Annotated in this window: 24 protein-coding genes; 9 read left to right on the forward strand and 15 right to left on the reverse strand. The window is 53.5% G+C overall.

From position 1 onward, the window contains the following. Position 1: 1 nt before the first annotated feature. Complete coding sequence (gene bioB / locus CKX93_RS04485; protein ID WP_076755495.1) at positions 2-976, reverse strand: biotin synthase BioB; 975 nt, start codon at positions 974-976, stop codon at positions 2-4. Next, the gene (locus tag CKX93_RS04490) at positions 969-1,427 is read right to left on the reverse strand and encodes a hypothetical protein (RefSeq protein ID WP_076755496.1); all 459 of its coding nucleotides are present in this window, start codon (positions 1,425-1,427) and stop codon (positions 969-971) included. The genes bioB and CKX93_RS04490 overlap by 8 nt, the downstream gene beginning before the upstream one ends. Positions 1,428-1,493: 66 nt before the next feature. Here CKX93_RS04490 and CKX93_RS04495 point away from each other — a divergent pair, with 66 nt between their 5' ends. Further along, on the forward strand, positions 1,494-2,255 hold the full coding sequence (locus tag CKX93_RS04495; protein WP_076755497.1) for a ComF family protein: 762 nt from the start codon (positions 1,494-1,496) through the stop codon (positions 2,253-2,255). Here the strand turns inward: CKX93_RS04495 and ubiA are convergent. Continuing rightward, complete coding sequence (gene ubiA, locus CKX93_RS04500) at positions 2,233-3,087, reverse strand: 4-hydroxybenzoate octaprenyltransferase (protein ID WP_076755498.1); 855 nt, start codon at positions 3,085-3,087, stop codon at positions 2,233-2,235. The genes CKX93_RS04495 and ubiA overlap by 23 nt on opposite strands. Before the next feature lie 31 nt (positions 3,088-3,118). Here ubiA and gorA point away from each other — a divergent pair, with 31 nt between their 5' ends. Next, a complete protein-coding gene (gene gorA, locus CKX93_RS04505; RefSeq protein ID WP_076755499.1) occupies positions 3,119-4,465 on the forward strand; it encodes a glutathione-disulfide reductase in 1,347 nt (448 codons plus the stop codon). Positions 4,466-4,467: 2 nt separating this feature from the next. Here gorA and aroE read toward each other — a convergent pair whose 3' ends face one another. Both aroE and hemB read right to left on the reverse strand, forming a co-directional pair. After that, on the reverse strand, positions 4,468-5,280 hold the full coding sequence (gene aroE, locus CKX93_RS04510) for a shikimate dehydrogenase (protein WP_076755500.1): 813 nt from the start codon (positions 5,278-5,280) through the stop codon (positions 4,468-4,470). Between the two features lie 6 nt (positions 5,281-5,286). Next, positions 5,287-6,288, reverse strand: coding sequence for a porphobilinogen synthase (hemB, locus tag CKX93_RS04515; RefSeq protein ID WP_076755931.1), 1,002 nt, complete (start codon positions 6,286-6,288; stop codon positions 5,287-5,289). A 105-nt stretch (positions 6,289-6,393) separates the two neighbouring features. On the opposite strand from hemB, the gene CKX93_RS04520 reads away from it, so the two are divergent. Continuing rightward, positions 6,394-7,056 (forward strand): alpha/beta hydrolase, encoded by a 663-nt coding sequence (locus tag CKX93_RS04520; protein ID WP_076755501.1) that lies wholly within the window; start codon positions 6,394-6,396, stop codon positions 7,054-7,056. Here the strand turns inward: CKX93_RS04520 and CKX93_RS04525 are convergent. The 5 genes from CKX93_RS04525 to argH form a co-directional block, all read right to left on the reverse strand. Next, complete coding sequence (locus CKX93_RS04525) at positions 7,036-9,798, reverse strand: sensor histidine kinase (protein WP_076755502.1); 2,763 nt, start codon at positions 9,796-9,798, stop codon at positions 7,036-7,038. The genes CKX93_RS04520 and CKX93_RS04525 overlap by 21 nt on opposite strands. Beyond that, complete coding sequence (locus CKX93_RS04530) at positions 9,795-10,064, reverse strand: hypothetical protein (RefSeq protein ID WP_200799818.1); 270 nt, start codon at positions 10,062-10,064, stop codon at positions 9,795-9,797. Before CKX93_RS04530 ends, CKX93_RS04525 begins: the two co-directional genes overlap by 4 nt. Before the next feature lie 6 nt (positions 10,065-10,070). After that, entirely contained in the window at positions 10,071-12,203 is a 2,133-nt protein-coding gene (locus tag CKX93_RS04535; protein WP_076755504.1) for an exonuclease domain-containing protein, read from the reverse strand. Between the two features lie 49 nt (positions 12,204-12,252). Then, on the reverse strand, positions 12,253-12,630 hold the full coding sequence (locus CKX93_RS04540) for a response regulator transcription factor (protein WP_076755505.1): 378 nt from the start codon (positions 12,628-12,630) through the stop codon (positions 12,253-12,255). 119 nt (positions 12,631-12,749) lie between these two features. Then, a complete protein-coding gene (gene argH, locus CKX93_RS04545) occupies positions 12,750-14,150 on the reverse strand; it encodes an argininosuccinate lyase (RefSeq protein WP_076755506.1) in 1,401 nt (466 codons plus the stop codon). A 130-nt stretch (positions 14,151-14,280) separates the two neighbouring features. On the opposite strand from argH, the gene CKX93_RS04550 reads away from it, so the two are divergent. From CKX93_RS04550 to CKX93_RS04575, 6 genes are all read left to right on the forward strand, one after another. Continuing rightward, the gene (locus CKX93_RS04550) at positions 14,281-15,033 is read left to right on the forward strand and encodes a LytR/AlgR family response regulator transcription factor (protein WP_076755507.1); all 753 of its coding nucleotides are present in this window, start codon (positions 14,281-14,283) and stop codon (positions 15,031-15,033) included. 125 nt (positions 15,034-15,158) lie between these two features. Then, on the forward strand, positions 15,159-16,112 hold the full coding sequence (gene hemC, locus CKX93_RS04555; protein WP_076755508.1) for a hydroxymethylbilane synthase: 954 nt from the start codon (positions 15,159-15,161) through the stop codon (positions 16,110-16,112). Positions 16,113-16,207: 95 nt separating this feature from the next. Then, a complete protein-coding gene (locus CKX93_RS04560; RefSeq protein WP_240076665.1) occupies positions 16,208-16,960 on the forward strand; it encodes a uroporphyrinogen-III synthase in 753 nt (250 codons plus the stop codon). Further along, positions 16,920-18,038: a uroporphyrinogen-III C-methyltransferase gene (locus CKX93_RS04565; RefSeq protein ID WP_076755510.1), complete on the forward strand. Its 1,119-nt coding sequence runs from the start codon at positions 16,920-16,922 to the stop codon at positions 18,036-18,038. Before CKX93_RS04560 ends, CKX93_RS04565 begins: the two co-directional genes overlap by 41 nt. A gap of 3 nt (positions 18,039-18,041) precedes the next feature. Continuing rightward, a complete protein-coding gene (locus tag CKX93_RS04570; RefSeq protein ID WP_076755511.1) occupies positions 18,042-19,241 on the forward strand; it encodes a heme biosynthesis HemY N-terminal domain-containing protein in 1,200 nt (399 codons plus the stop codon). Positions 19,242-19,255: 14 nt separating this feature from the next. Further along, positions 19,256-20,140: an NAD-dependent epimerase/dehydratase family protein gene (locus CKX93_RS04575; RefSeq protein ID WP_084178685.1), complete on the forward strand. Its 885-nt coding sequence runs from the start codon at positions 19,256-19,258 to the stop codon at positions 20,138-20,140. 40 nt (positions 20,141-20,180) lie between these two features. Here CKX93_RS04575 and CKX93_RS04580 read toward each other — a convergent pair whose 3' ends face one another. The 5 genes from CKX93_RS04580 to CKX93_RS04600 all read right to left on the reverse strand — a co-directional run bounded on the left by CKX93_RS04580 (position 20,181) and on the right by CKX93_RS04600 (position 25,978). After that, on the reverse strand, positions 20,181-20,573 hold the full coding sequence (locus tag CKX93_RS04580) for a DUF4168 domain-containing protein (protein ID WP_076755513.1): 393 nt from the start codon (positions 20,571-20,573) through the stop codon (positions 20,181-20,183). A gap of 64 nt (positions 20,574-20,637) precedes the next feature. Next, complete coding sequence (gene ubiD / locus CKX93_RS04585) at positions 20,638-22,107, reverse strand: 4-hydroxy-3-polyprenylbenzoate decarboxylase (RefSeq protein WP_076755514.1); 1,470 nt, start codon at positions 22,105-22,107, stop codon at positions 20,638-20,640. Beyond that, a complete protein-coding gene (xth, locus tag CKX93_RS04590) occupies positions 22,107-22,886 on the reverse strand; it encodes an exodeoxyribonuclease III (RefSeq protein WP_076755515.1) in 780 nt (259 codons plus the stop codon). Before xth ends, ubiD begins: the two co-directional genes overlap by 1 nt. Continuing rightward, positions 22,883-24,943 carry an oligopeptidase A gene (prlC, locus tag CKX93_RS04595; RefSeq protein WP_234982811.1) on the reverse strand — a complete coding sequence of 687 codons (2,061 nt, stop codon included), beginning with the start codon at positions 24,941-24,943 and terminating at the stop codon, positions 22,883-22,885. The genes xth and prlC overlap by 4 nt, the downstream gene beginning before the upstream one ends. 51 nt (positions 24,944-24,994) lie before the next feature. Continuing rightward, a complete protein-coding gene (locus CKX93_RS04600) occupies positions 24,995-25,978 on the reverse strand; it encodes a LysR family transcriptional regulator (RefSeq protein WP_076755516.1) in 984 nt (327 codons plus the stop codon). Positions 25,979-26,028 lie beyond the last annotated feature (50 nt).

The following is a 26,028-nucleotide window of genomic DNA, read 5'->3' on the forward strand; positions in this document are numbered from 1 at the left end:
TTTAAGCTGCGTCAGTGTGGTCTTTGGCATCCGCCAGCGCTTCAATACCCAGGCGATCAAACAAGTCTTGATCGCGAGACGTTTCGCTGTTGGCCGTAGTCAGCAATTTGTCACCGTAAAATATCGAGTTGGCGCCAGCAAAAAAACACAACGCCTGAGTCTCATCACTCATTATGTCGCGCCCGGCAGAGAGCCGAACATAAGACCGCGGCATCAAAATCCTTGCGGCCGCAATCACCCGCACAAACTCCAAAGGATCTAGGGCTTTTGCCTGAGCCAAGGGCGTTCCTGCTACCGGCACCAAGTGGTTAATGGGTACCGACTCGGGATGCTGGGGCAGGTTAGCCAACTGACGCAGCAAACTGGCTCGGTCCCGGCGTGATTCCCCCAAACCCAAAATACCGCCACTGCAGACGTGAATACCGGCCTTACGGACATGCTCTAGGGTATCGAGACGGTCTTGGTAGGTTCGGGTAGTGATGACCTGGCCATAAAACTCGGGTGAAGTATCTAGATTATGGTTGTAATAATCCAATCCAGCCTGACTCAGACGCTCAGCCTGATCAGCCGTGAGCATACCCAGGGTCACGCAGGTCTCTAAACCCATGGCACGCACGCCCTCTACCATCTCAATCACCCGCTCGAGATTCTTATCGGTGGGATTACGCCAAGCCGCCCCCATGCAAAAACGACTGGCGCCTTTTTCTTTGGCGGCGCGCGCCTGTTGCAAAACACTTTCCAAGGACAATAAACGCTCACGCTCTAAATCCGCATTATGGTGAGCACTCTGAGCACAATAACCACAGTCTTCACTGCAAGCGCCGGTCTTGATCGACAGCAAAGTACTGACCTGCACCTGATTGGCGGGGAAATACTGGCGATGGATGGTATGTGCTTGAAATAACAAATCATTAAAGGGGAGATCGAGTAAATGCAGGATCTCTTCCAATTGCCAGTCATTGCGGATTTCAGCCATGAGATTCACCGTGGGGGTACTCGATATCACGCCAAGCCTCTCGACTAATGCGCATCAGGTCCAATATGGACCAAGGAATGATAATCAATGCTGCCAGCAGCCAGTAGATTCGAAAATAAAAAATCTCTGGCGGGAAGAAGGTTCCAACCACCACCAAAGAGCCCATTAGGGCGTAATACCGATAAGCTGCCTGCTGCGTGTAATGACCCACTCGCTCATCCGGATGGTGGCGATTCAGCGCATACACCAACATCGAGCCACCGAACCAAAGTACCAGCGGAACAATGCCCATAATGGCCGCGATAATCGTGGCCGTAGCGACCTCACCGGTGACCAAGAACAAGGGTACCCCAGACAGGGTGACGGCAATCATCGTCCCGTAATTGAACAAACGGGCGGAGTTGGCGCAAGAGCGCGCAGTTAACGATGAAGTGACGGGATTTTCAGACATAAGGGCTCGGCCGCGACTCAGGCGCAAGTCAGAATATATCGCAATGTGTCACCGGGGGACAGGGACATGATCCGCGGGCTATCCAAGCTGCAGCAGTGGCGCAGTCAATTGATCCAACTGGCTTATCCTGATATCTGCCTGTTATGTGGTGCTCCGGGCTGTGCCAATCTGGATCTGTGCTCTGGCTGTCTTGACCAGCTGCCGCGCCAGTATAGGCGCTGTGAACGCTGCGCAGCCCCGCTACCAGAACAACAGGTGCAGGCCTGCTGCACCTCATGCCGTAAGCAAAATCCCGCCTATGATCGCGCTTGGGCAGCCTTTGATTACGCAACGCCCATTGACTGGCTGCTGGGCCGATTCAAATTTAATCGTCATTTGCATTACGGGCGACTTTTAGGCCTATTGATGGCGCAATCCTTACAAGGCGTGGTAGACCGGCCGGATGTCATCATACCGGTGCCCCTACATCCTAACCGACTGCGTGAGCGAGGGTTTAATCAAACTGTGGTCTTAGCTCAACCCATGGCCAAAGCGATGTCTATGCCTATTGATCGCCATGTCATCAAACGCCAACACAACACCATTTCTCAGCGACGACTGTCTGCGCAAGAGCGCCAGCAAAACCTCTCTGGGGTATTCACCATCCATCGCCACTGGCAGGCGGATCACGTCGCCGTGGTCGATGACGTGATGGCCACGGGAACCACCATCAATGAGTTAGCATTGTTGCTAAAAAACCATGGTGTGCGCCGAGTGGATGTCTGGCTGCTGGCACGTACGGACTTGCTCAACGGCGAACATCCGCTCACATTACTTCGAGGACAATAGCCAACCAGATAACCGCCCCGAAGCTGTTGTTGTTCAAAAAAGCACGAAAACATAAGGCCGGTTCACGGTCTTTGATCAACCATTGCTGATAGGCTGCCAGTAGCAACGCGATACCCAAACCGGCGAAATAAAACCCGCCCAGCCCCAATTGCCATCCGACCAAGCTGAGCAACCCTAGAACAGCCAACTGCAGCAAACCAACCACCCAACGATCGTGTTCAGCGAATAAAATAGCGCTCGACTTAATGCCAATGCGCAGGTCATCAGGCCGGTCGACCATGGCATACATGGTGTCATAAGCTGTGGCCCACAATATGGTGGCAACAAATAAAACCCAGGCCATGGCATCAGGCATTTGACCGGTTTGTGCGGTGTAGGCCATCGGAATACCCCAAGCAAAAGCGGTACCCAAATGAACTTGCGGCAAATGATGAAAACGCTTCATGAAGGGGTAAGTCGCGGCTAAAAGGACCGCTACGAAAGACAAGGCCACGGTTAAAGCATTGGTCATCAGCACCAAACCAAAGGCGATGAGTGCCAAAAACATGGCCACCAAGACAGCTTCAGTTGGGCGAATTTGGCCAGTTGCCAAGGGTCGATCTCGAGTCCGAGTGACGTGGCCATCAACGTGTCGATCCGCAAAATCATTAATCGCGCAGCCAGCCGAGCGCATGAGGGTGACACCCGCGACAAAAATCAGCAGCACCAGAGGATCTGGAAATCCATCAGCTGCCAACCACAACGCCCACAGTGTGGGCCACAACAACAACAGGATGCCCACGGGTCGATGCAAACGCACCAACAGGGCATACTGACGTAATCGTTGCAACATATCTGTGGCTGTAACAGGCTTGGGTGTACTCATGGCAGAACATTATGACTTGCTCACCATCGGTGCTGGAAGTGGCGGTTTATCCGTAGCGGAACGCGCCGCTCAGTATGGGGCGCATTGCGCCGTTATCGAATCAGGGCGTCTGGGCGGCACCTGTGTCAATGTCGGCTGTGTCCCCAAAAAAATCATGTGGTACGCCGCAGATGCAGCACATCGCTTGCACAATGCTGCGGGTTTTGGTCACAAGCTAAGCTACAGCGGCCTGGACTGGTTGCAGCTGGTCACCGCCCGGGAGAAATATATTCAGGGCATCAATGATTGGTACAGCGGATATCTGGCTGACGCCGGCATCGATCTGATCACAGGTCAAGCAAGCTTTGTCGATAAAAAGACCATCGCTATCGGTGAGCAAAAAATCACCGCCGATCACATTGTGATCGCCACCGGCGGATATCCGGCGCTGCCCGATATCCCAGGAGCTGAACTGGGCATCAGCTCCGATGGTTTTTTTGCCTTGCGCGAACAACCTCGCTCGGTGGCGATAGTTGGCGCCGGGTATATCGCCGTGGAACTGGCCTGCATGCTCAACGCCCTGGGCAGTGAGGTCACGTTATTTATGCGCCATAAGACACCATTGCGCAGTTTTGACGCTATGTTGCGCGAGACCTTGATGCAACAAATGCAAGCGGACGGCATCCAGGTGACCCCAAAAACGGAAATTGGCCGAGTGTTGGCTCACCCCGATAGCGTCGAACTCATCGATCAGAGCAAACACAGCCAAGGGGTTTTCGAGCAGCTTATTTGGGCGATCGGCCGCCATCCTGCCAGCCAAGACCTGGATCTGCAAAAAGCCGGCCTGACAGCGGATACCCAAGGCTATATCACCACGGATCTCTACCAAAACACCGAACAAAAGGACATTTATGCCGTAGGTGATGTCACCGGCCGTGCGCAGCTTACCCCAGTTGCCATTGCTGCGGGACGTCGCTTGGCAGACCGTCTGTTCGGCAAGCAGCCAGACCGCCACCTGGATTATGAGTTGATCCCCTCAGTGGTCTTTAGCCATCCACCCATCGGCAGCGTCGGGTTGACTGAAGAAGCGGCTCGCGCCTCGCATGGAGACGCCGTGAAAGTGTATTCCTCGCGCTTCACACCCATGCAGCACGCTCTGGCACCTCATCCGGTGCCAACAGCAATGAAACTAATTACTTTGGGCCCTGAGGAAAAAGTGATTGGCTTACACATCTGTGGCCCAGATGCCGACGAAATGCTGCAGGGCTTTGCAGTGGCAATACGCATGGGCGCGTGTAAACGTGATCTGGATGACACCATTGCGCTACATCCCACCAGCGCCGAAGAATTGGTCACTATGAAGTGAGGCTAACGCAGAGCAGCCATCACCGAGCGTGTGTCTGGGCGTTGCCCCCGCCAAATCAAAAAAGCCTCGGCTGCCTGTTCAACCAACATACCCAGACCGTCACGCTGCCAAGCAGCGCCCTGCTGCTCAGCCCAACGTAAAAAAGCCGTAGGCTGATCACCATACATCATGTCGTAACATCCGCCTCCACTGGCCAATAAGCCATCGGGCAAATCGGGCATTGCACCCTCAAGGCCTGCCGCCGTGGCGTTGATAATCAAGTCAAACGAAGTTTGCTGGTTCAGCGTTTCCAACCCGCCGCCTTGCACAGGGCCCAAATCAAGAAAGTCCTTAGCCAGCTGGCGGGCCTTGCCTGCGGTGCGATTGGCTATGTAGAGATAACTGGGAAGCTGCTCTAATAAGGGCGCCAAAACGCCTCTGGCCGCACCGCCGGCGCCCAAAAGTAAGACGCGCTGTCCGGCCAACCGGGTTTTTTGGTGTTGCAACAAATCCGTCACGAGTCCAACGCCATCGGTGTTATCACCGATAATTTTTGCTGACTGGATGCTCAAAGTATTCACCGCCCCAGCTCGCTGCGCCCGCGCACTGAGCACATCACACAGATCAAACGCCTCTTCTTTGAAGGGCACAGTGACATTGAATCCCAAGTAGCCACGCCTGATTAGGGATTGTAGCGTGCCCTTGAAATCATCCAGGGGCGCCAGTACCGCCTCATAGGTCATGAGCTGGCCGGTCTGCTCGGCAAACAGCTGGTGAATGCGCGGGGATTTGCTGTGCGCGATGGGATGCCCGATGACGGCATAGAGATCCGTCATGCGCACTCAGTCCAACCACTCCACGGCTTGGCGGGCGTAGTAGGTCAAAATACCGTCTGCGCCGGCACGCTTGAAACAGGTGAGCGCTTCCAGCACACAGGCTTTTTCCTGAATCCAACCATTTTGCCCGGCGGCTTTGAGCATGGCGTATTCACCGCTCACCTGATAGGCAAAAGTCGGTACCTGAAAGGTTTCTTTGACCCGCCGCACGATATCCAAATAAGGCATACCAGGCTTGACCATCACCATATCGGCCCCTTCCTCCAAATCTAAGGCCACCTCATGCAAAGCCTCATCGGAATTGGCTGGGTCCATTTGGTAGGTATATTTGTTGCCCGCCCCGAGATTAGCTGCAGAGCCCACGGCATCACGAAAAGGACCGTAGAAGCTCGAAGCATATTTGGCAGAATAAGCCAGAATGCGGGTGTGGATATGCCCTGATTCCTCGAGCGCCTCACGAATGGAGCCAATACGCCCATCCATCATATCGGAGGGAGCCACCACATCAGCACCCGCTTCAGCATGTGAAAGCGCCTGCTGGGTCAGGACATCCACGGTCTCATCATTCATGACATAGCCGGTATCGTCGATCAAACCATCTTGGCCATGAGTGGTGAATGGGTCCAAAGCCACATCGGTAATCACACCCAAATCGGGCACCGCGTCTTTTAAAGCTTTGACAGCGCGTTGAGCCAAGCCATTGGGATTATAGGCCTCAGCTGCGTCCTCAGATTTCTGCTCTATGGGTGTCACCGGAAACAAGGCCATAGCCGGGATGCCCAAACTGGCACACAGCTTGGCTTCCTTGACTAGCAAATCAATGGATAGCCGTTCCACACCCGGCATTGAGGCGACCGCCTCGCGCTGGTTTGTACCCTCAATGACAAATACCGGATAAATGAAATCACTGGGTGTTAGACCATTCTCGCGCATCAAACGTCGCGAGAAATCATCACGCCGCATGCGTCTAGGACGTGTCAGAGGATAAAAAGCATTGTAATGAGACATCTCAGACTCCGCTGCCAAGGCAACATCAATTAAAGCCAAAGCATAGCCGATTTGACCCCAGCGGTCATATGGTCAAAACCGACCTAAAAAAGCTATGCTGCGCGTATGAATGATCTTCCTCATGATGCTGTGATCGTTGATACAGCTAGCAGCCCACGCTGTTGTGTTCTCTGGTTGCATGGTTTGGGTGCCGATGGGCATGACTTTGAACCCATCGTCTCAGAACTGCCCTTACCGCCTGACTTGAGTATCCGATTCATCTTCCCGCACGCCCCCATTCGGCCAGTGACCATTAATGGCGGCATGCACATGCGCGCCTGGTACGATTTTTTCTCTTTAGATCCCGGTGCTGGTGAAGACTACACACAGGTTGGCGAAACAGCCCGCCAGGTGCAGCAATGGCTGAACAGTCTCAGAGCAGATTTCGATCGACTGATTTTGGGTGGGTTTTCACAAGGCGGCGCCATGGCACTTTTGGCTGGTCTAAGTCAGGATTCCGTCGCTGATGCCGTATTTGGCTTGTCCACCTATCTTCCCGATCCCGAAAAAGCGGGCATGCCACTCAAGCCAAACTTAGATAGTGTGCCGATTTTTATGGCGCATGGTAGTTTTGATCCGGTCATTCCGGTGCATTATGGCCGACAGACACTGGAGCGATTGCGGTCAAACAACGCCGCGATTCAGTGGCATGAGTATCCTATGCAGCACAGCGTCTGTATCGATGAAATCCGCGATTTGGGCCAATGGCTAGGCCGACAATTGACCTGAACCCAATTCCGCTGGCGGGCTCATGGGCAGACGGAATGTGAAGCGGGTGCCCTGACCTAGTTGGGTCTCAACCGATATTTCGCCACCCAATGTCTCGATAATCGTCTTGCAAATCGCCAACCCAAGGCCCGTACCCTCAGGCTTATTCGTAAGCGAATCGCCGACCTGACGAAACTTATCGAACAGGCTGGGCAAAGCTTCCTCGGGAATCCCCGGGCCGTTATCGGCGACGCTGAGCTCGATATGCCTTGCATCGGACAGCGTCAGGCTCAGCATCACACGCCCGCCAGCTGGGGTAAATTTCACAGCATTAGAGAGCAGATTAATGACCACCTGCATTAATCGATCGCGATCTGAACGCATCGGCACGACCTGGTCTGGCAACTGGATTTCCAATAAGACTCCTTTGTCGCGAAACAGCTGACCGGAGGCACTCACTGCATCATTAACCGTGGCAATCACATCCAAATTTTCGATGTGCCACTGCATCGCCCCGGAATCCAGCTTGGCCAGATCCAAGACTTGATTGATCAGGCGTGACAAACGTTCACTCTCGCTGATGATGATGGACAAGAATTCAAGACGCTTATCGGCCTCTATATCCTGATTGTCATGCAGGATTTCGGAGAAAGACCGAATGGAGGTGAGCGGAGTGCGCAGCTCATGGGTTACCGTGGAAATAAAATCATCTTTCATTCGGTCTAATTGCTGCAATTGAGCATTGGCTTCCCTCAATTCCTTAGTAGCATCCTCTAACTCCGCTGATTTGGTTTCCAGTTTTTGGCTGTAGGCAATCACCTGACTGGCTTCATCAAGAATTTGCATGACCTCATCGAGGCTGACGACATTACCCTTAGCCACATTCGATACCATAACCCGGGCTGATGCTGCGCCGATTGACCCCGCCAGCAATTGCTCGGTCAAATAAACCAACTCGGGCGCGGCCTCAGGATTATTGGCAAGCTCAACCCCACAGTCATTGGCATATCGATCAAAAGCTTCTCGCGCCCGGGTTTCGCCGATGAAGCGCTTGAGCAGATCAAAAAGATCATCGACTGTAGCGCTGCCGCGCCAAAAGCCTGACAGACCACGGCGATCCTCACTGAGTCGAAACACATCAACAAAAAGGCTGGCCTGAATGCGCTCGACAGTGCTTTGCTGAGTGAGCAACGAGACCATGATGTAAGCGCCGATATTGGCCATCATGGACCATATGAGGGAATGCGTGATGCGATCCAAACCCTCGAGGCCAAACAATGCATAAGGCCGCAGCCAATCAATGCCAAACAGGCCATCACTGATAAAGGCCTGAGGCAGCCAACCTGACTGGGCAAATGATGGCAACAGCAGGGTATAAATCCACACCATAAAACCGGCTGCAAGGCCTGCCAAGGCACCTTTTTGTGTGGCGCCTCGCCAAAAAATACCTCCCAATAAAGCTGGAGCAAACTGTGCCACGGCACAAAATGACACCAGCCCCATGCCCACAAGGGCCACGGTGTCACCCGTTACGCGCACGTACACAAACCCTAAAAAGATGCCAAACAAGATGGAACCGCGCCGAATGAACAACAGCAGACGGGTAAGATCTTGACGCTCGGCCAGGCGCAACCAGCGAAGCCGCAACAAGGCCGGCATGACAAGGTCATTACATAGCATGGTCGCCAGAGCTACCGTTTCGACAATAATCATGGCGGTCGCCGCTGACAGGCCGCCCAGAAAGACCAACATAGCCAAAAATTGCATGTCTTGAGACAGCGGCAGTGCCAACACAAAACTATCGGGATGCACCGGCGCATCGCCAAACAACAACACGCCAGCAAAGGCAATGGGCAATACGAATAAGTTAATCAGGAACAAATAAAGCGGGAACATCCAAGCCGCTTTGCGTATGTGGGCCTCATCGACATTTTCTACCACGGCCACCTGAAACTGACGCGGCAGGACCAGAAGCACCACCATGGCGAGCAATGTCAGAACAATCCAGTTGCCGTATTGCGCCAATTCTCCGACGCGAAACAGCTCCGAAAGTTTAGCGTGCTCTGCTGCCTGAGCGAAAAGGTCGATCGGGCCTTGAAACATCACGAATGTCACGACTAAACCCGCCATCAAAAACGCGACCAACTTGACCACCGACTCAAAAGCGATGGCCGCCACCATCCCCGCATGATGCTCTGAAGCATCGATATGGCGGGTACCAAATAAAATGGCAAATACAGCGAGAATGAGGGAGACATAAAATGCGGTGTCTGCATAAAAGGGCAAGGTCTGTGGATCAGGCATGCTGGCCAAATCGGGGTAACTCACCATCACATTGAACGTCACCGTGACCGCCTTGAGCTGCAAAGCGATATAGGGCACTAGACCAACCAAGGCGATAATAGTGACCAAACCTGCCAGCAACTGACTTTTGCCATAGCGAGAGGCAATGAAGTCAGCGATCGAAGTAATACGATTGACTTTGGAAATGCGCACCATCTTGCGCAACACAATCCACCCCAGCGCAGCCATCAAAGTTGGGCCCAGATAGATCGGCAAATAGTGGATACCCCCCTGAGCGGCCAAGCCAACGCTGCCGTAAAAAGTCCAGGACGTGCAGTACACAGCGATTGAGAGGGAATAAACCAGGGGGTTATTGATGACGCTGCGACCTTGGTCAGAGCGCTTATCCCCCCAATAGGCAATGCCAAACAGTGTCAGCAGGTAACACAGCGAAACACCGATCACCAAACCCATATTCATGGCTTGGGATCCTGTTCTACTGGCTCCGGCACTCCCTTTTCAGCATGACTGGTGACTTGGGCAATCACTGCAATCAACAAAATCACTAGGGCCCAAGCCAAGTAAAGGTATAAAAAAAGAGATGGAATCCCGAACGTGAGTCCGGGTATGTCGAAAACCACCAAAAGCGGTGGGAAAAATAGCGCCAGCCCCAACATGAATACTGCAACATAACGCTCGCGGGCTCCACTGGGAGGCGCCATACGCAGGTTACGTGGTGTCGTCATAAGCGTTTATGCGCCGGAGCCGGAATTTCCGTTGGCATGGGCGATGGTCCGTTCCCGCTGACGCAGCTCAGCCGCCATATTGGAGCGTTTCATCACCTCACCGAAAGTAGTGAAGCCGCGCGACTGCGCGCGCTCCAGCAACCGCACCAGTAATTGTGCTGTGCCAATAGCATCCCCCAAGGCGGTGTGCCGACCTTCAATGCTGATGCCATAACGCTCAATCAAACCATCCAAGGAGTGATCCTCGCCGTCATCCTCCAACATCACCGATAGCAGCAAGGTATCCAGAACTGGATTATCAAACACGACCCCAGTCTGTTTTTCCTTCATGCTCAGGAACTTCATGTCAAAAGCAGCGTTATGGGCGACCATCACCGAATCCCCCACAAAGGTCCGGAATTGCGGCAAAACCTCGGCAATCGAGGGCTTACCTACTACCTGATCATCGGTGATGCCATGAAAACGAATGGACGCGGGCGGGATGGGTTTACCTGGATTAATGATGCATTCAAAGGTCTCCCCGGACAGAACGCGCCCCTTCACCATCCGCACACCCGCAATCGAAATAATTTCGTCACCACCCACTGGGTCCAAGCCGGTCATTTCGCAATCGAATACCACGTAGCTGAGTTCATTTAGGGGTGTTGCCGCCAAGCTTGCGTCTCCGGCATGCTCGCGCATCAAGCCAAAGTCATAAAATTCCGGGCGCGGCGGCAGCTGACCCTCGTCTGTCGCAAATTGCATTCTCTTCGGGGCAATCATCGGCAGCCTCAAGAAACAATGATCACCTTCACCACGCCGTTGACTCCACAGCTCAAGTCCATGTCGTTCGAAAACGTCTCTCAGGCTTTGATTACCCAGTTCTTCGCCACAACTCATCTCCAACCAAGTGCTGAGTTGGGCGTTCGACACCCCTTTTCCACGCCAGTAAAAATCCAAATAAACGCGTCGATCACCCAACAGCGCCTCCACCTCAAAGGATGCAGCACTGGTATGCGCAGCTAAGGTTCGCAATAAACACTCTAGGGCACGGACCATAGTCAAACTATCGGCCATCAGCCACAAAGGCTGGCCTACAGGAATAAGCCTGGGGTCTCCGTCTTGACTGAGTCGGCGATTCACCGATTCCAGTAGGTCGACACTGAGGATATCCGCCATAGGATAACGACCCAAGGCGTGACCCCGGAAATACTGAGCCAAAGCCTCGAGCTTATCGCTGGCCTGCTCACTTTCATCGCGCAATACCGCGTGAAACCGCTGTCGCAACTCCTCAGACATCTGCGGATGGGCTTCGACCACCTCTGCCGCAGCGCGAAGGTTGCCAATAGTCTCACGCAAATCCACCGTGACAGCCCGTCGCACCGTATCAACTGAGGCGATCGTGTCTACATCAGCGCTGATATCCACCAGGGTAATCAAATAAGCGCTGGTTTGTCCTTTAGGATCGGGGATCAAAGCCATACGGCCCTGCAATAGGCGGTTGCCGGCGATGTTGGCGCAAACGAACGAGTCGGATAAATCTTTAAAGGCCGCTCCTTCCTCAAACCGGCGCTCCAAGCGCTCAAGGGTGTGCTCAATGGGCGCCTTGGGAATCACCGCGAAAAGCGGCCGCCCCAGCCCCACTGCCTCAGGCGTACCCAAAATAGACACTACCGACTGATTAAACAGCAGCATTTGATGGTTGCGACTGCAGACCAACACGCCTTCATCCAGCCCCTGAAGAATGACTTCTAACCAAGTCTTTTGCTCATCTATCTGCGCGGTTGCTGAGGCCATGGCACTGCGAATCTCACGGCGCGCTGCACGTAAACCGCCCGCAAGCGCAGCTACAGCTTCTGGCAAATCTTCCAGGGCATGTCGCCTTGGCAAAGCCAGTTCAGCGTCAGTTTTCGGGGATTCCAATAAAGCACGTATATCACGCGACAGGACTTTGGTCGGTCGGTAAACATTTTTACGTAGTATAAAAAAGGTGAGTAATACAAAGGCTGTTGGCAATAGAGTGAACGATAATGGCAAGCCCCAGCTAAGGACCCCCTCACCAGCCAGCAGAAGATCCCAGTGCGTGGCCAACACCAAGCCGACGAAAGCCGCCAACACCGTCCCGATCAGGGAAGCCACAATCACTGCGCGCTGATTCACGATAGACCTTCCCGATGGTTTAACGCAGCGTCAAAGGACGCCACAAAAATCAGCCCACATCGCCAATGAGGGCTTTGACTTTTTCCACGATTTCCCGGGTTGAGAAGGGCTTGGTGACATAGTCATCCGCACCCATGGCCAGGCCTTTCTCTTTTTCTATCTGGCGGCCTTTCGCCGTCAGCATGATGATGCTGATGTCATTCCAAGCGGGATTTTCGCGAATGGTCTGACAAACATCATAGCCGTCTCGCTTGGGCATCATGACATCCAACAAAATCAGATCTGGTGGATCGGATTTGACCGCCTCAAGAGCGGCCTCACCATCTCTGGCGACCCGCACATCATAGCCTGCCTCGCGGAACAAAAATTCCAGCGATAACACGATGTTGGGTTCATCATCGACGACCAATATGGACCGAGACGCCATCACACCCTCCTAAGTCATCCCATCGCACCGGAAAGGCGTCGCAGGATGGTTATATGGTCATAAAAAGACCTTGTATGAACACTAGCACAGCTCGTTCACAACGTCATGATGCTGATGCGCTATTTGCTTGCTTTAAGGCGGTTTCTAGCCTCTTGAATGCGCTTTAGCACCTGCTCAGGGGCTGTGCCACCATGTATCGAACGCGCCGCTACTGAACCTTCGGGGGTCAACACATCAAAAACATCTGCCTCAATCAAGCTGCTAAAGGCTTGCAGCTCTTTAAGATCCATTTGTGATAAATCGCACCCGGTGTCCACACCCAGCTTCACAGCACGCCCGACAACCTCATGGGCATCCCGAAAAGCCATGCCTTTGCGCACTAAGTAATCAGCCAGATCGGTGGCCGTAGCAAAACCTTGATTCACCGCTAAGCGCATGGCGTCTGCGCACACATGAATATTGGGCACCATATCGGCAAAAGCCCGCAAACTGCCAGCCAAAGTGTCTACGGTGTCAAACAAGGGTTCCTTGTCTTCTTGGTTGTCCTTGTTGTACGCCAGCGGCTGCGCCTTCATTAGGGTCAGCAAGGCGGTAAGATTGCCGTTGACTCGCCCGGTTTTGCCGCGCACCAATTCGGGAACATCCGGGTTTTTTTTCTGCGGCATGATGGAAGAACCGGTACAGAAACGATCAGGCAGCTGGATAAAACCAAATTGTGCGCTGGTCCAAAGAATCAGTTCTTCGGAAAAACGCGATAGATGCGTCATGATGAGCGCACCTGCTGCACAAAACTCGATTGCGAAATCACGATCGCTGACGGCATCCAAAGAGTTATCGCTAATGCCCTCAAAGCCCAATAGTTCAGCCGTGTAATGGCGATCCAGTGGGTAGGGTGTGCCTGCCAAGGCAGCAGAACCCAGAGGCATAATATTGACGCGCTTACGGCAGTCGGCCAAACGCGCATGATCACGCTCCAGCATTTCAAACCAAGCCATCATGTGGTGCCCAAAGGTGATCGGCTGTGCCGTTTGCAAGTGGGTAAAGCCGGGCATGATGGTGTGCGCTTCGCGTTCGGCCAAATCCAATAGGCCCTGTTGTAAGCGGCGCAGCTCAGCACTGAGCAAATCGATCGAATCGCGCAGCCAGAGACGGATATCGGTAGCCACCTGGTCATTACGCGAGCGGCCAGTGTGCAGCTTCTTGCCGACCTCGCCGATGCGCTCAATCAGCCGTGATTCAATATTCATGTGCACATCTTCCAGCGCCACTGACCATTGCAAACGACCCGTTTCAATGTCTTCCTGAATCGCTTTTAGTCCCGCGATAATTTGTTGCGCCTCTTCGGCGCTGAGTATGCCGACATGGGCCAGCATGGTGGCATGGGCGATGGAGCCCTGAATATCGTGTCGATACAGGCGCCAATCAAAACGGATAGACGCGGTAAATGCTTCGACAAAGGCATCGGTGGGCTCAGCAAAGCGGCCACCCCAGAGCTTGTCCTGTGCGGTCTTGTCATTCATGAATGGGTTTGTTTCTTGACCGGGGAAATGTGAATGCAGTATACCATTGGTTATAGGGTTCGCTAAGACAGGCACTCTATAGCTTTGCCCAGGAAGGGGCTAAATCTCATTGGCATCCAAGGAGGGATCCATGAAAATATTTATTGCTGAACAAGCAGGTGTCACCCGTGATCGGGTCCAATCCATCTTGCGATCAAGCGATCAGCATCAGATCGTCGGTACCGCAGACACCGGTACTAAGACGGTTTCCATGGTCCGTCATATCAAGCCCGATGTGCTCATTCTAGATGACACGCTGGCCGAGACGGGTGGGCTACAAGTCGCTCAGCAGGTGAGTAAATTACCTTTGCCGCCGGCGGTGATTTTGCTCACTGGCTATCTCGAACATCTCGTCAACAATGCGCTGTTGCCCACTGAGGCGTGTCTGCTCAAACCAGTCAAGCAGCATCAACTAATCAGCGCCTTGGATAAGGTCTGCCGGATTAACCAGGGCCATATACGCGGACTGATGACACGTAAACAATCTGCACCTCGAGATTATGTGTGTGCTCGCCATGGACAGGACTTTAAGCGCATTCCAATTGATCAGGTGATCTACTTCATGGCCCGCGACAAATATGTCACCGTGCGTTATGACGAAGGTGAGGTCCTGATCAATGATTCTATTCGAGAGCTGGAGGCAGAATTCAAACGAGACTTTATTCGTGTACACCGCAATGCCCTGATCTCACGCTCACGATTCTCGACACTGAGTCGACGCGGCGACAATGGGCATTGGGCGATACTGGCCCCTCAGGGCGACACGATACAGGTCAGTCGTCGCTACCTGTCAAAAGCCTATGCGTTTCTGCGCTTAGGGGTTTCACAACGACATCTGGTGTAAGTGTGTCGGCAAAGCCTGCCTAGGTCAGGATGAGGTGCGAGATTGGTTGAACAAGGGCGGGATGTGTGCTTGAGTTGAGGCTTATCGCTGCCGAGGGGCAGCTCCTGCAAAGCAACTCAAAGCACATGTCAAAAAAAGAACTCAAGATCGCCACCCGAAAAAGCCCACTTGCCCTTTGGCAGGCTGAGGAAGTTGCCAGCCGCGTGCAGGCCTTATTTCCTGATGTCACGGTCACCTTGATCAAGATGTCGACTCAAGGTGATCGTATCCTTGATACGCCATTGGCTAAGGTGGGTGGCAAGGGCTTGTTTGTCAAAGAACTGGAGCATGGTTTGCTTCAAGGTGATGCTGACATCGCCGTGCACTCCATGAAAGATGTCCCTATGTCGCTGCCCGAGGGCCTGCATCTGCCGGTGATACTGGAGCGTGAAGATCCTCATGATGCCTTCGTCTCTAATACCTACAGTAGGCTAGAAGACCTACCGAAGGGAGCCCGTGTTGGCACCTCCAGTTTGCGGCGTCAAAGTCAGTTGCGCGCCCGCTTCCCGCATCTGCAGGTGCTGGATTTAAGAGGCAACGTCAATACACGTCTGGGCAAACTCGATGGGGGTGAATACGATGCCATCTTGCTCGCTGCAGCTGGATTGAAACGTTTAGGATTTGCAGGACGTATCACCCAAATTCTTGATGCCGATGCCAGCCTTCCTGCCATTGGCCAGGGCGCCATCGGTATCGAGTGCCGCAGCGAAGATCCTCAGATCATGCAATGGATCACTCCACTCAACGACGCCGACACCCATGTTCGGCTTGCCGCAGAACGGGCCTTTAATCTGCGCCTTAATGGCGGTTGCCAAGTACCCATTGGGGGTTACGCCGAATTGGATGAAGAGGGGCAAATATTCATGCGCGGCCTAGTCGGTGAGCCCGATGGTTCCATTATTTATCGCGCCAGCTTGCATGGACCTAGAGACCAGGCCGAGGCACTGGGCACTGCCCTAGCGGAACAATTACTGCGTGAGGGCGCCGAGGGCATTTTGCGTGACTTGGGCTTGGCGCCAGCTCCGGTAAATGATGGGTGATTCCGAACGTGACGCTGACTCAGGGCGCGACAACATTGTCAGGGGTGCGGGTCATGGTGACCCGACCGGCACATCAGGCTGAGCCTTTTTGTCAGATGATCACCGCCCACGGCGGCATCGCTCATCGATGCCCGGCAATGGCAATTACAGCCGGCAGCAACCCAAAAGCGATCGATCAATGGGTGGAAAAACTCGAGACAGTCGACTTGGCCATCTTTGTCAGCCCCAATGCCGTGGAATATGGTTTACGGGAGATCTATCGGCGGCGTACCGATTTGCCCGATAGCATGCGCCTTGCCACCGTGGGACAAAAATCCGCCCAGGCATTGGTACGAAATGGCCTCTGTGTGGACATCTGTCCGGACAGCGGATTTGATAGTGAGGCTTTGCTGACGGAACCTGTATTGCAACAAGTGGAAGGACAACAAGTCCTTATCTTTCGGGGCAATGGGGGCCGTGATCTGCTGGGTGCGACACTCAGAAATAGGGGAGCGAGGGTAGATTATGTCGAGGTCTATCGCCGCATCCTACCGCCAGTCAGTCAGCAGCAAATGGCGCCTCTCAAAAATGGGGAGATCGACGTTATCGCGGTAACTAGCGCTGAACTACTGAATAACCTTTGCGCGTTGATACCTGACGATTTGCACGTATTTTTTTTGCAGCAGGCTTTGGTCACGGGATGCGAACGCATCAGTGAAAAAGCCAGAGCACTTGGATTTTCGGGCAGCATCATCAGCGCGGAAAATCCCAGCGACGAAGCCATGCTCAACGCCTTAAAAAAATGGGCTCAAATGAGGGAAGCCACTCATGAACGAAGACGACCAAAAACCATCAGCGGAGGAGCCTGACAAGGCTTCCAAAGTCAAACCCACCGCGCCCCAAAAACCAGCGGCTGTGGTGAGTCAGTCACGCTGGCCTTTATGGCTTGTTCTGCTTGTGTCTTTGCTGGTTGGGGGTTTGGCCGTCATCGCCGCTCTGCATGCCCAATCAGCTCGTGATTTGGCGTTGAACAATCAGCAAAGTCTCAACAATGCGTTGGCACAAATAACCGCTTTTGAGGCCCAGGTTAGCGCGGTACCAGAGCGTCTGACTCAAGCTGAGGATGTGCTGAATAAACAGCTAGAAGATGGGCTTCAGGACCTACAAAAAGAACTTTCATCTGCGGCAGAACAACATCAGCGTCGGGTGCAAAACTTAGAGGACAGCCTCACAGCGCTGCATGCCGAACTGTCCCAGCCGCAGCGCGATTGGCAACTGGCTGAAGCCCTTTATCTGGTAAAGGTCGCCGCCCATCGGTTGGAGTTCCACGAGGATGCCCCTGCTGCACAAGCAGCACTTCAAGCAGCCGATGGGGTGCTCAGGGGTATTGGCGATCCTCGCATGATTCCCGCCAGAGAAGCTTTGGCAGAGGATATTCAAGCCTTGGAGAACTACCAAGGTGTCGCCATCACAGATTTGCTAACAGCTCTAGATGACCTAATGACAGATGTGCGTCCTTTGCCGTTAAAAATGCCAGAAGTCAGTGCCGATGATCCCGAGGTGGCAGTGGGTGGATCGCCACCCGATCCCGACGCTGCATGGTGGTCTCGTCAACTACAACAGCTTTGGCAAGAGGTATCACAGCAATTCACGATTCGCCGTCATGCCCAAGCGGTTCGCTCCATGCCCGATGCCGAAGCTGAAATGTTTATTCGTCAGATCATCGCTCTGCGCATAGAGAGCGCGCGTATGGCTGTTCTGCGCCGCGATCAAAGCGACTTTGAAGCTCATCTCACCCGAGCAGCAAGTCTGCTAGAAGATTATTTTGCAGCAAGCCCCGTGAGCGACATTCTGCCGCGCATCGATGCGCTGCGCGCGCAATCACTGCACTCGGAACTGCCCTCACTCAAGCAGTCTCTGTCTCAGTTACAAGCGCTGGAGGACTGAGCAATGAAAACACTGATCACTCTTTTTATTGCGCTTATTGCCACTGCAGTCATCGCATTGGCTTTGCTGGATGAACCCGGTTATGTGCTTTTCGCCTATCAGGACTTGTCAGTTGAGACCAGCCTGATTTTCTTTCTGCTCAGTGCCATTTTGGTGATTTTGCTTTGCTATTTCGCGATTCGGTTACTGGTCGGCATTACTGGGCTGCCATCACGGCTGCGCCAAAGACGAGAACAGAAACAAGCCGTCATCTGTCAGCAAGGGCTGGTCGATGGGCTGATCGAGATGCTCGAAGGACGCTGGGCACGGGCTGAGAAGGTCTTGGTGCACACCGCTAGGCGCGGGAATCAGCCGCTGCTCAACTATCTAGAAGCAGCTCGCGCTGCTCAATACCAAGGCATGTTTGAGCGCCGAGATGAATACCTAAAAGAAGCTGCGAAGTCGCAACCCGAGGCATTTTTGCCTGTTGCATTAACCCAAGCTGAGCTGCAGCTCGACCATGCGGAGTATGATGAGGCTGCACAGACACTGGCGGAATTGGAAGAAAAAGCAGCTGGACATCCACAACTGCTGCGCTTACAGGCACGCCTTGATCGCGCAACAGGCAACTATGAACATATGTTCAAAAGTTTGCCGCAATTTCGTAAATCGGGCGTATTCGCCCAGGACACGCTCGAAGAGTTTGCTTGTGAAGCATTTACCTCACTGGCTAAAGAAGCCGGTGAAAGTGGCGAAATGGCTGAAATGGAAGGTGCTTGGGCCAAGCTACCCAAGTCGGCGCGCTGGGATGTTGCCTATGCCAAGCCCTATGTCATGGCGTTACTCCAACAGGAGCAGGTTGATCGTGCCGAATCTGTGCTGCGCGATGCTCTAAAAAACAGATGGGATACGAGCCTGATTCGTCTCTATGGTCGATTGCCGCTCAGTGATAGCAATGCTGCTTTAGCAACCTGCGAGCGCTGGCTGCGCTCCCGCCCAGACGACCCTGAGCTATTACTGTCACTAGCTTTTCTGGCCAGCCGCGTGAGCGCCTGGGACAAAGCCCGTCGTTATGCACAATCAGCGATTAAACTGACACCAACAGCTGAAGCCTATGGTCTATTGACGCAAATACACGAAAACAGCGGTGCCCATGAAGAAGCGCTAGCAGCGGGCAAAGAATGGCATGAGTTAACCCTGCGAGAGTCCGGAGCAGTGGGCTGAAGAGGATGGCATACGTGAAACCTGTGCTCATCATCGGTTGTGGCTATGTGGGCAAGCGCGTTGCCCGTCGACTCCTTGCAAAGGGTCGTCAAGTAACGGCTGCGGTACGTAGTGAGGAACGGGTGAGTGAACTCGAGTCAGACGGCATTACAACCCGACAAATCGACCTAGACAGTGGCCAAGGTCTGGACCAATTGCCGCTCAGTGGTGCGCAAATTCTTCATAGTGCGCCGCCCCCCGCCACAGGCGAAACCGACCCGCGCACGGATAGATTGCTGTCTGTTTGCAGAAAACACCCACCCGCCAACATCGTCTATATCAGCACTACTGGGGTGTATGGCGATCGCGGCGGCGATAGTGTTGATGAATTGACGGAACCTGCGCCCCTATCTGATCGGGGTAAGCGCCGACGTTATGCTGAGCTGGCCTTGTTGGCATTCATGCAAGAAACAGGAGTCCCCGTTACCATTATTCGTGCCCCCGGAATTTATGGGCCAGGACGACTGCCCATTGCTCGCATCAATGCTGCCGAACCCGTGGTTAACGAACAGGAGGCTGGTCCGGGCAATCGCATTCATGCCGATGATCTGGCGAGCATCTGTGTCGCAGCCATGGAACACGGACCCGCTGGCCGTATTTATAATGCGGGCGACGGTGATCATCGCTCGATGACCGCTTTCGTGATGACAACCGCCGAATTGGCCGGGCTTCCCAAGCCCCCTGAAATTAGCCTTGCCGAGGCAGAAAAACGTCTCAGTCCAGGCATGATGTCGTTCATACGCGAGTCCCGCGTTGTTCGGGCCGATCGTGTTTTGGTTGAGCTGGATTTGAACCTGCGGTATCCGCGCATGGAACAAGGCATTCAAGCCTCATTGGCTGAACAGGCCGACCACAAATAATAAAAATGGCCCACCCTTAGGTGGGCCATCTTGCCCATGCCTATTGCATGCGTTCCTGCGCCATTTCTTGAATTTGACGCACCATTTCTGGATCGTGCTGCACTTGCATAGCTACTTGGTTGTACTGGTCAACACTCATTCCCTGATTTTCTACAGCCTCGACCATTGCCATCTGTGCTTCCTGTTCCAAAGTCTCAGCGGCAGCAGCATCTTCCACGGCACTCAACTGCTCAGAGTATTCTTCACGCACCTCCTGCACAGCGACAAAAGCATCCACAAACCGGTCTATGGTCTGGGTATCCAGTTGCGGGGCCTGCTGGCCCGTGGGGGTTTGGGGAGCCGTCGAGCCATATTGTGCGAATGCCAATCCTGGCATTAAGAAACACGTGGCAAGCAGGCCAATGAGAGTCTGTTGTCTGAACTTTAAAAACATAAAAAACCAACCTCTTGAATCAATGAATGGCTAGCGGGAAATGGCTTCCCACTCTTAGTGCGACTCAAGAGTCCAGTCCGAGTTCATTCCAAATTTGATCAACGCGTTGCTTGACCTCGTTGTCCATAACAATCGGGCGACCCCATTCACGCTGAGTTTCACCCGGCCACTTGTTGGTGGCATCCATGCCCATTTTTGAACCCAAGCCAGATACCGGCGAGGCGAAATCCAAGTAATCAATGGGTGTGTTCTCAATCATGACCGTATCGCGCGCTGGATCCATCCGGGTGGTCATCGCCCAGATAACATCCTGCCAGTCACGCGCGTTGACATCATCATCAACGATAATCACGAATTTGGTATACATGAATTGCCGCAAAAAGGACCACACCCCCAGCATGACGCGCTTGGCATGACCGGGATACTGCTTTTTCATGCTGACTACCGCTAAGCGGTAGGAGCACCCCTCAGGAGGCAGGTAAAAATCACTGATCTCGGGAAATTGTTTTTTCAAAATGGGGACGAAGACCTCATTTAAGGCCACGCCCAAAATTGCCGGCTCATCCGGTGGCCGACCCGTGTAGGTGCTGTGATAAATCGGATCTCTTCGGTGGGTGATACGCTGCACCGTGAAAACCGGGAACTGATCGACTTCGTTGTAATAACCTGTGTGATCGCCAAAGGGACCTTCGGGTGCCATATCCTCAGGATGAATGACCCCTTCAAGAATGATTTCTGCCGTTGCCGGAACCTGCAATTCGTTACCGATACAAGTGGTGAGCTCCGTTCTTGAACCCCGCAATAAACCCGCGAAAGCATGCTCTGAAAGCGTATCGGGAACGGGCGTTACCGCTCCCAAAATAGTCGCCGGATCTGCGCCCAAAACCACTGATATGGGAAAGGGCTTACCCGGGTGAGCCTGCTGCCATTCCCGAAAATCAAGAGCACCACCGCGGTGGGAAAGCCAGCGCATGATGACACGATTGCGGGCAATGACCTGTTGGCGATAAATACCCATGTTCTGACGTTCTTTATGAGGCCCTTTGGTAACCACCAGCCCCCAGGTGATCAAAGGGCCAGCATCGCCAGGCCAACAGGTCTGCACCGGCAAGCGGTTTAGATCAACGTCATCGCCCTCGAGAACCACTTCTTGGCAAGCGCCCCCACGAATTTTTTTCGGCGCCATATCCAATACTTTCTTAAAGATAGGCAACGTATTCCAGGCCTCTTTGAGGCCTTTTGGTGGATCCGGCTCTTTCAAAAAAGCCAGTAACCGGCCGACTTCTCGCAAAGCTTCGACCGAATCCTCTCCCATACCCATAGCCACGCGTCGGGGCGTGCCAAACAAATTTCCCAGCACGGGGATCTGATGACCCACGGGATTTTCAAATAAGAGGGCAGGGCCGCCGGCGCGCAGCACGCGATCACAGATCTCGGTCATTTCAAGATGAGGATCCACCGGGGTGTGAATACGCTTCAACTCACCCTGTTTCTCCAAGCCAGCGATAAAGTCCCGCAAGTCCCGATATTTCATCAATGCGACCCAATTTGTTCAAAACAGGCATAAACCGGTGCGTGATCGGATGGTCGCTCTAATTTTCTGGGTTCAACATCCACTGCACAAGCCGTGCAGTTTTCTGCCAGCATTTTGCTCGCCAAAATAAGGTCAATGCGCAAACCCAAATTGCGGCGGAAACCCGCCGCACGATAATCCCACCAACTAAACGTGGCATCAGGATGATCAAAACGCCGGAACACATCCTCCAAACCCAAACTCAGCATATCCCGAAAGGCTTGGCGCTCAGGAGTGGAACACAGAATCTTTTCATGCCAGGCGGCCGGATCATGAACGTCGCGATCCTCGGGAGCGATATTGAAATCACCCAGCACCACCAGGTGTTGGTGCTGGGCCAACTCCTGCTCTAAGAATCGTGTTACCCGCGCCAGCCAGTCCAACTTGTAGGCATATTTTTCGGTACCCACATCCGAACCATTCACCACATACAGGTTAACCACCCGAACCCCGCCAAAGGTACCGGCGATAATGCGGCGATCCGGGCTATCTACGCCCTCTGGATCGGTGATCACATCGCCGGCCACCTCACGCGATAACAAGGCCACACCGTTGTAGGTTTTTTGTCCCACGAAAGCCGCCTGATACCCAGCCTCAGCCAGCGCAGCCAGGGGGAAGGCATCATCCTGTAATTTGGTTTCCTGCAGCGCAAGCACATCGGGCTGATGTTCAGCCAACCAATCCAGAACATGCGGCAAACGCACTTTCAGCGAATTAACATTCCAAGTGGCGATTTTCATGCGGCTAGACCCGAATGCCGAAGCAAGGCTTCAATATCGGGATCGCGACCCCGGAATGCTTTAAAAGAGTCTATGGCTGGACGTGAACCGCCCTGTTCCAAAATTTGCTGCAAAAAGGACGCGCCCACACTGGGATTGAATAAGCCTTCTTCTTCAAATCGCGCAAAGGCATCTGCGGACAGCACTTCAGCCCATTTATAACTGTAATACCCTGCGGCATAGCCGCCAGCGAAAATATGCGAAAACCCGTGTTGAAAGCGGTTGAATGATGGCGGTTTAACCACAGCCACCTGAGCACGAATGCGATCCAATGTCTCTTGTATGAGAGCACCTCTTTCCGGGTCATATTCCCCATGCAAGCGCATATCAAATAGCGCGAACTCCAGCTGCCGCACCAACTGCATCGCCGCCTGGAAATGGCGCGTCGCAATTAGCTTATCAAACAACTCCTGCGGCAAAGATTCACCGGTCTCATGGTGCGCGGCGAACATGTCCAACGCCTCGCGTTCCCAACACCAGTTTTCCATAAACTGACTGGGTAACTCGACCGCGTCCCACTCCACGCCATTAATGCCCGCCACATCTGCGCAATCCACTTGTGTGAGCATATGATGCAGCCCATGTCCAAATTCGTGGAATAAAGTCAGTACTTCGTCATGAGTGAACAGCGCCGGTTTGCCATCCACCGGCGGGGTAGAATTACAGGTCATGTAGGCAACCGGCAGCTGCAGCTGTTCACCCACACGCATACGATTGAGACAAACATCCATCCATGCGCCGCCGCGCTTGTGACGCCGTGCATATAAATCGAAATAGAATCCAGCACGCACTGCACCCGACTGCTTATCGAGGATCTCGTAGTAACGTACGTCTTCATGCCAGACCGAGACCCCTGTTTTTTCCTGAATGCGCACGGCAAAGAGCTTTTCAACCAGAGCAAATAAGCCCCGCACCACGTGATCGGCTGGAAAATAAGGCTTCAGGTCTTCTTGGGAAAGGTCATAGGCCTGCTTGCGAAGCTTTTCTGCGGCATAACCGATGTCCCATGGCTGCAAATCCTCAAGCTGTAAATGCTGCGCAGCAAATTCCCGTAATTCTTCGAGCTCACGACGTGCTGCGGGCACAGCGCGGTCGGCAAGATCCTCCAAGAAACTAATGACTTCTTCCGGAGTCTTGGCCATTTTTGTGGCCAGCGATAGATGTGCATAACTGGCGAATCCCAATAGACGAGCCTGCTCATGACGCAGCGCCAAAATGCGATTCATGATTTCCGAATTATCGTAGGCAGCATCATGGGGACCCTGATCAGAGGCACGAGTGCAATAAGCCGTATAGACGGTTTCACGCAGCGCTGGATCATCGGCAAATGTCATGATGGCGTAGTAACTGGGAAACTCCAGAGTAATCAAAAACCCCTCTAGGTCGCGCTGGCGCGCATTTTGTGCCAAGAGGTTGAGGGCATACTCAGGTAGGCCACTTAGCGCTTCGGCCGAGCCCACGTGCTGTTGCCAAGATTGAGTGGAATCCAGCACATTTTCTTCGTATTTTGCGGTGAGTCGCGACAGCTCTTGGGCGATTTCACGATAACGAATCTTGCGCTCCTCGGGCAGATCAACCCCGCTCAAGCGAAAATCTCGCAAGGCATGGTTAATCACCGTTTGCTGCGCAGCATTGAGGTTATTGAATTCAGGACCACTGGCCAGTTCTTCATAGGCCTTAAACAAGGCCATGTTCTGGCCCATTTCGGTAGCGTAATCGGACAACTTAGGAAGACAAGCATTGTAGGCTTCGCGCAGCGATTCACTATTCATCACGCTGTTGAGGTGGCGCACCGGCGACCAAGCACGGCTGAGCTGATCATCCAGCAGACTCAGCGGATTCACGAGACTCTCCCAAGAAAAAGACTTTTGCGATGAGGTCAGCGCTTTTATCGCCTGGCGATTGGCCGCCAGGACTTGGTCAATGGCTGGCTCAACGTGCTCGGGTTTAATGTCGGCAAAACAAGGCAAGCCGTGAGTGTTTAACAGAGGATTATTGGTTTCCATGGGTTCCGTCATTTGTCTTCGTCCGATGTTCTAGTATAGCCCTAGGCCACTACAATGCTGCGCTTAGTCTCCCGCCAGCCCCCGCTCAAAAGTCGCGAGCATCTCATCCACATGGGCGCGGACCCGAGCCTCATCCTGGATCGCAAAATCCAGGAAAGTTTGTGCAATCAGTGACAATACTTTCCGTTTGGGATGAACGATATGCCATTGCCTGGAAATCGGAAAATCCACCACATCCAACAAAGCGATTGGGCCCTGTGTACCCTCCGCACTCAAAGAGTGCAGGGACATTACCGCAATGCCCAGCCCACTGATCACCGCTTGTTTGATTGCTTCATTGCTGCCGAGTTCCATGCGGATGCGCGGACGCAGTTGGTGTGTGGCAAACACCCTCAGGGTGGCTTCGCGCGTACCTGATCCGGGCTCGCGCATGAGAAAATATTCTTTGGCAAGGCGGTTGATGCTGATATGTCGCTTACCAACCAAGGGATGATTGCGAGGCGCCATCACAACCAACGGATTGGGAGCAAAAGGGTAAATGGCGACATCATCAAGTCGATCGGGGACATGGCCAATGATGTACAGATCGTCTTCGCTGCTTGCTAAGCGGCCCAGCACGTTATCAAAGTTACTCAGCTCTAAAGAGAGATCAATTGCCGGATAACGCCGCGCGAACTCCCCCAGAATACTGGGTGCAACATATTGGGCTGTGGTAATGGCCGCGAGCTTTAGGCGACCGCGTTTCATACCACGCCTGTCCGCCAACTTGGCTTCCAAATCACTGAGTGAACCCAAGATCTCGCGACAGCTCTGGTAAAGTTCGCGGCCCACCTCCGTGGGTTGTGCTTTGCGTCCGACCTGTTCGATCAAAGGCAAACCGACGGAATCAGCGAGTTTTTTTAGCTGAATGGATACCGTCGGTTGAGTCAGATAAAGCTCCTCGGCCGCCTGAGTAAAACTTCCAAGACGAATGACGGCTTCGAACACCTGTAATTGGCGCAAGGTAGCATGGCGAATCAAGTGACCCGGGAGCTCGGATTTGAGCATAATTTCGGGCGAGTCAGACGCCGAAGTGACACCAGGCGAAGAGGATCCAG

This window comes from Ectothiorhodosinus mongolicus, assembly GCF_022406875.1.
In the GTDB taxonomy this organism is placed as follows: domain Bacteria; phylum Pseudomonadota; class Gammaproteobacteria; order Ectothiorhodospirales; family Ectothiorhodospiraceae; genus Ectothiorhodospira; species Ectothiorhodospira mongolica.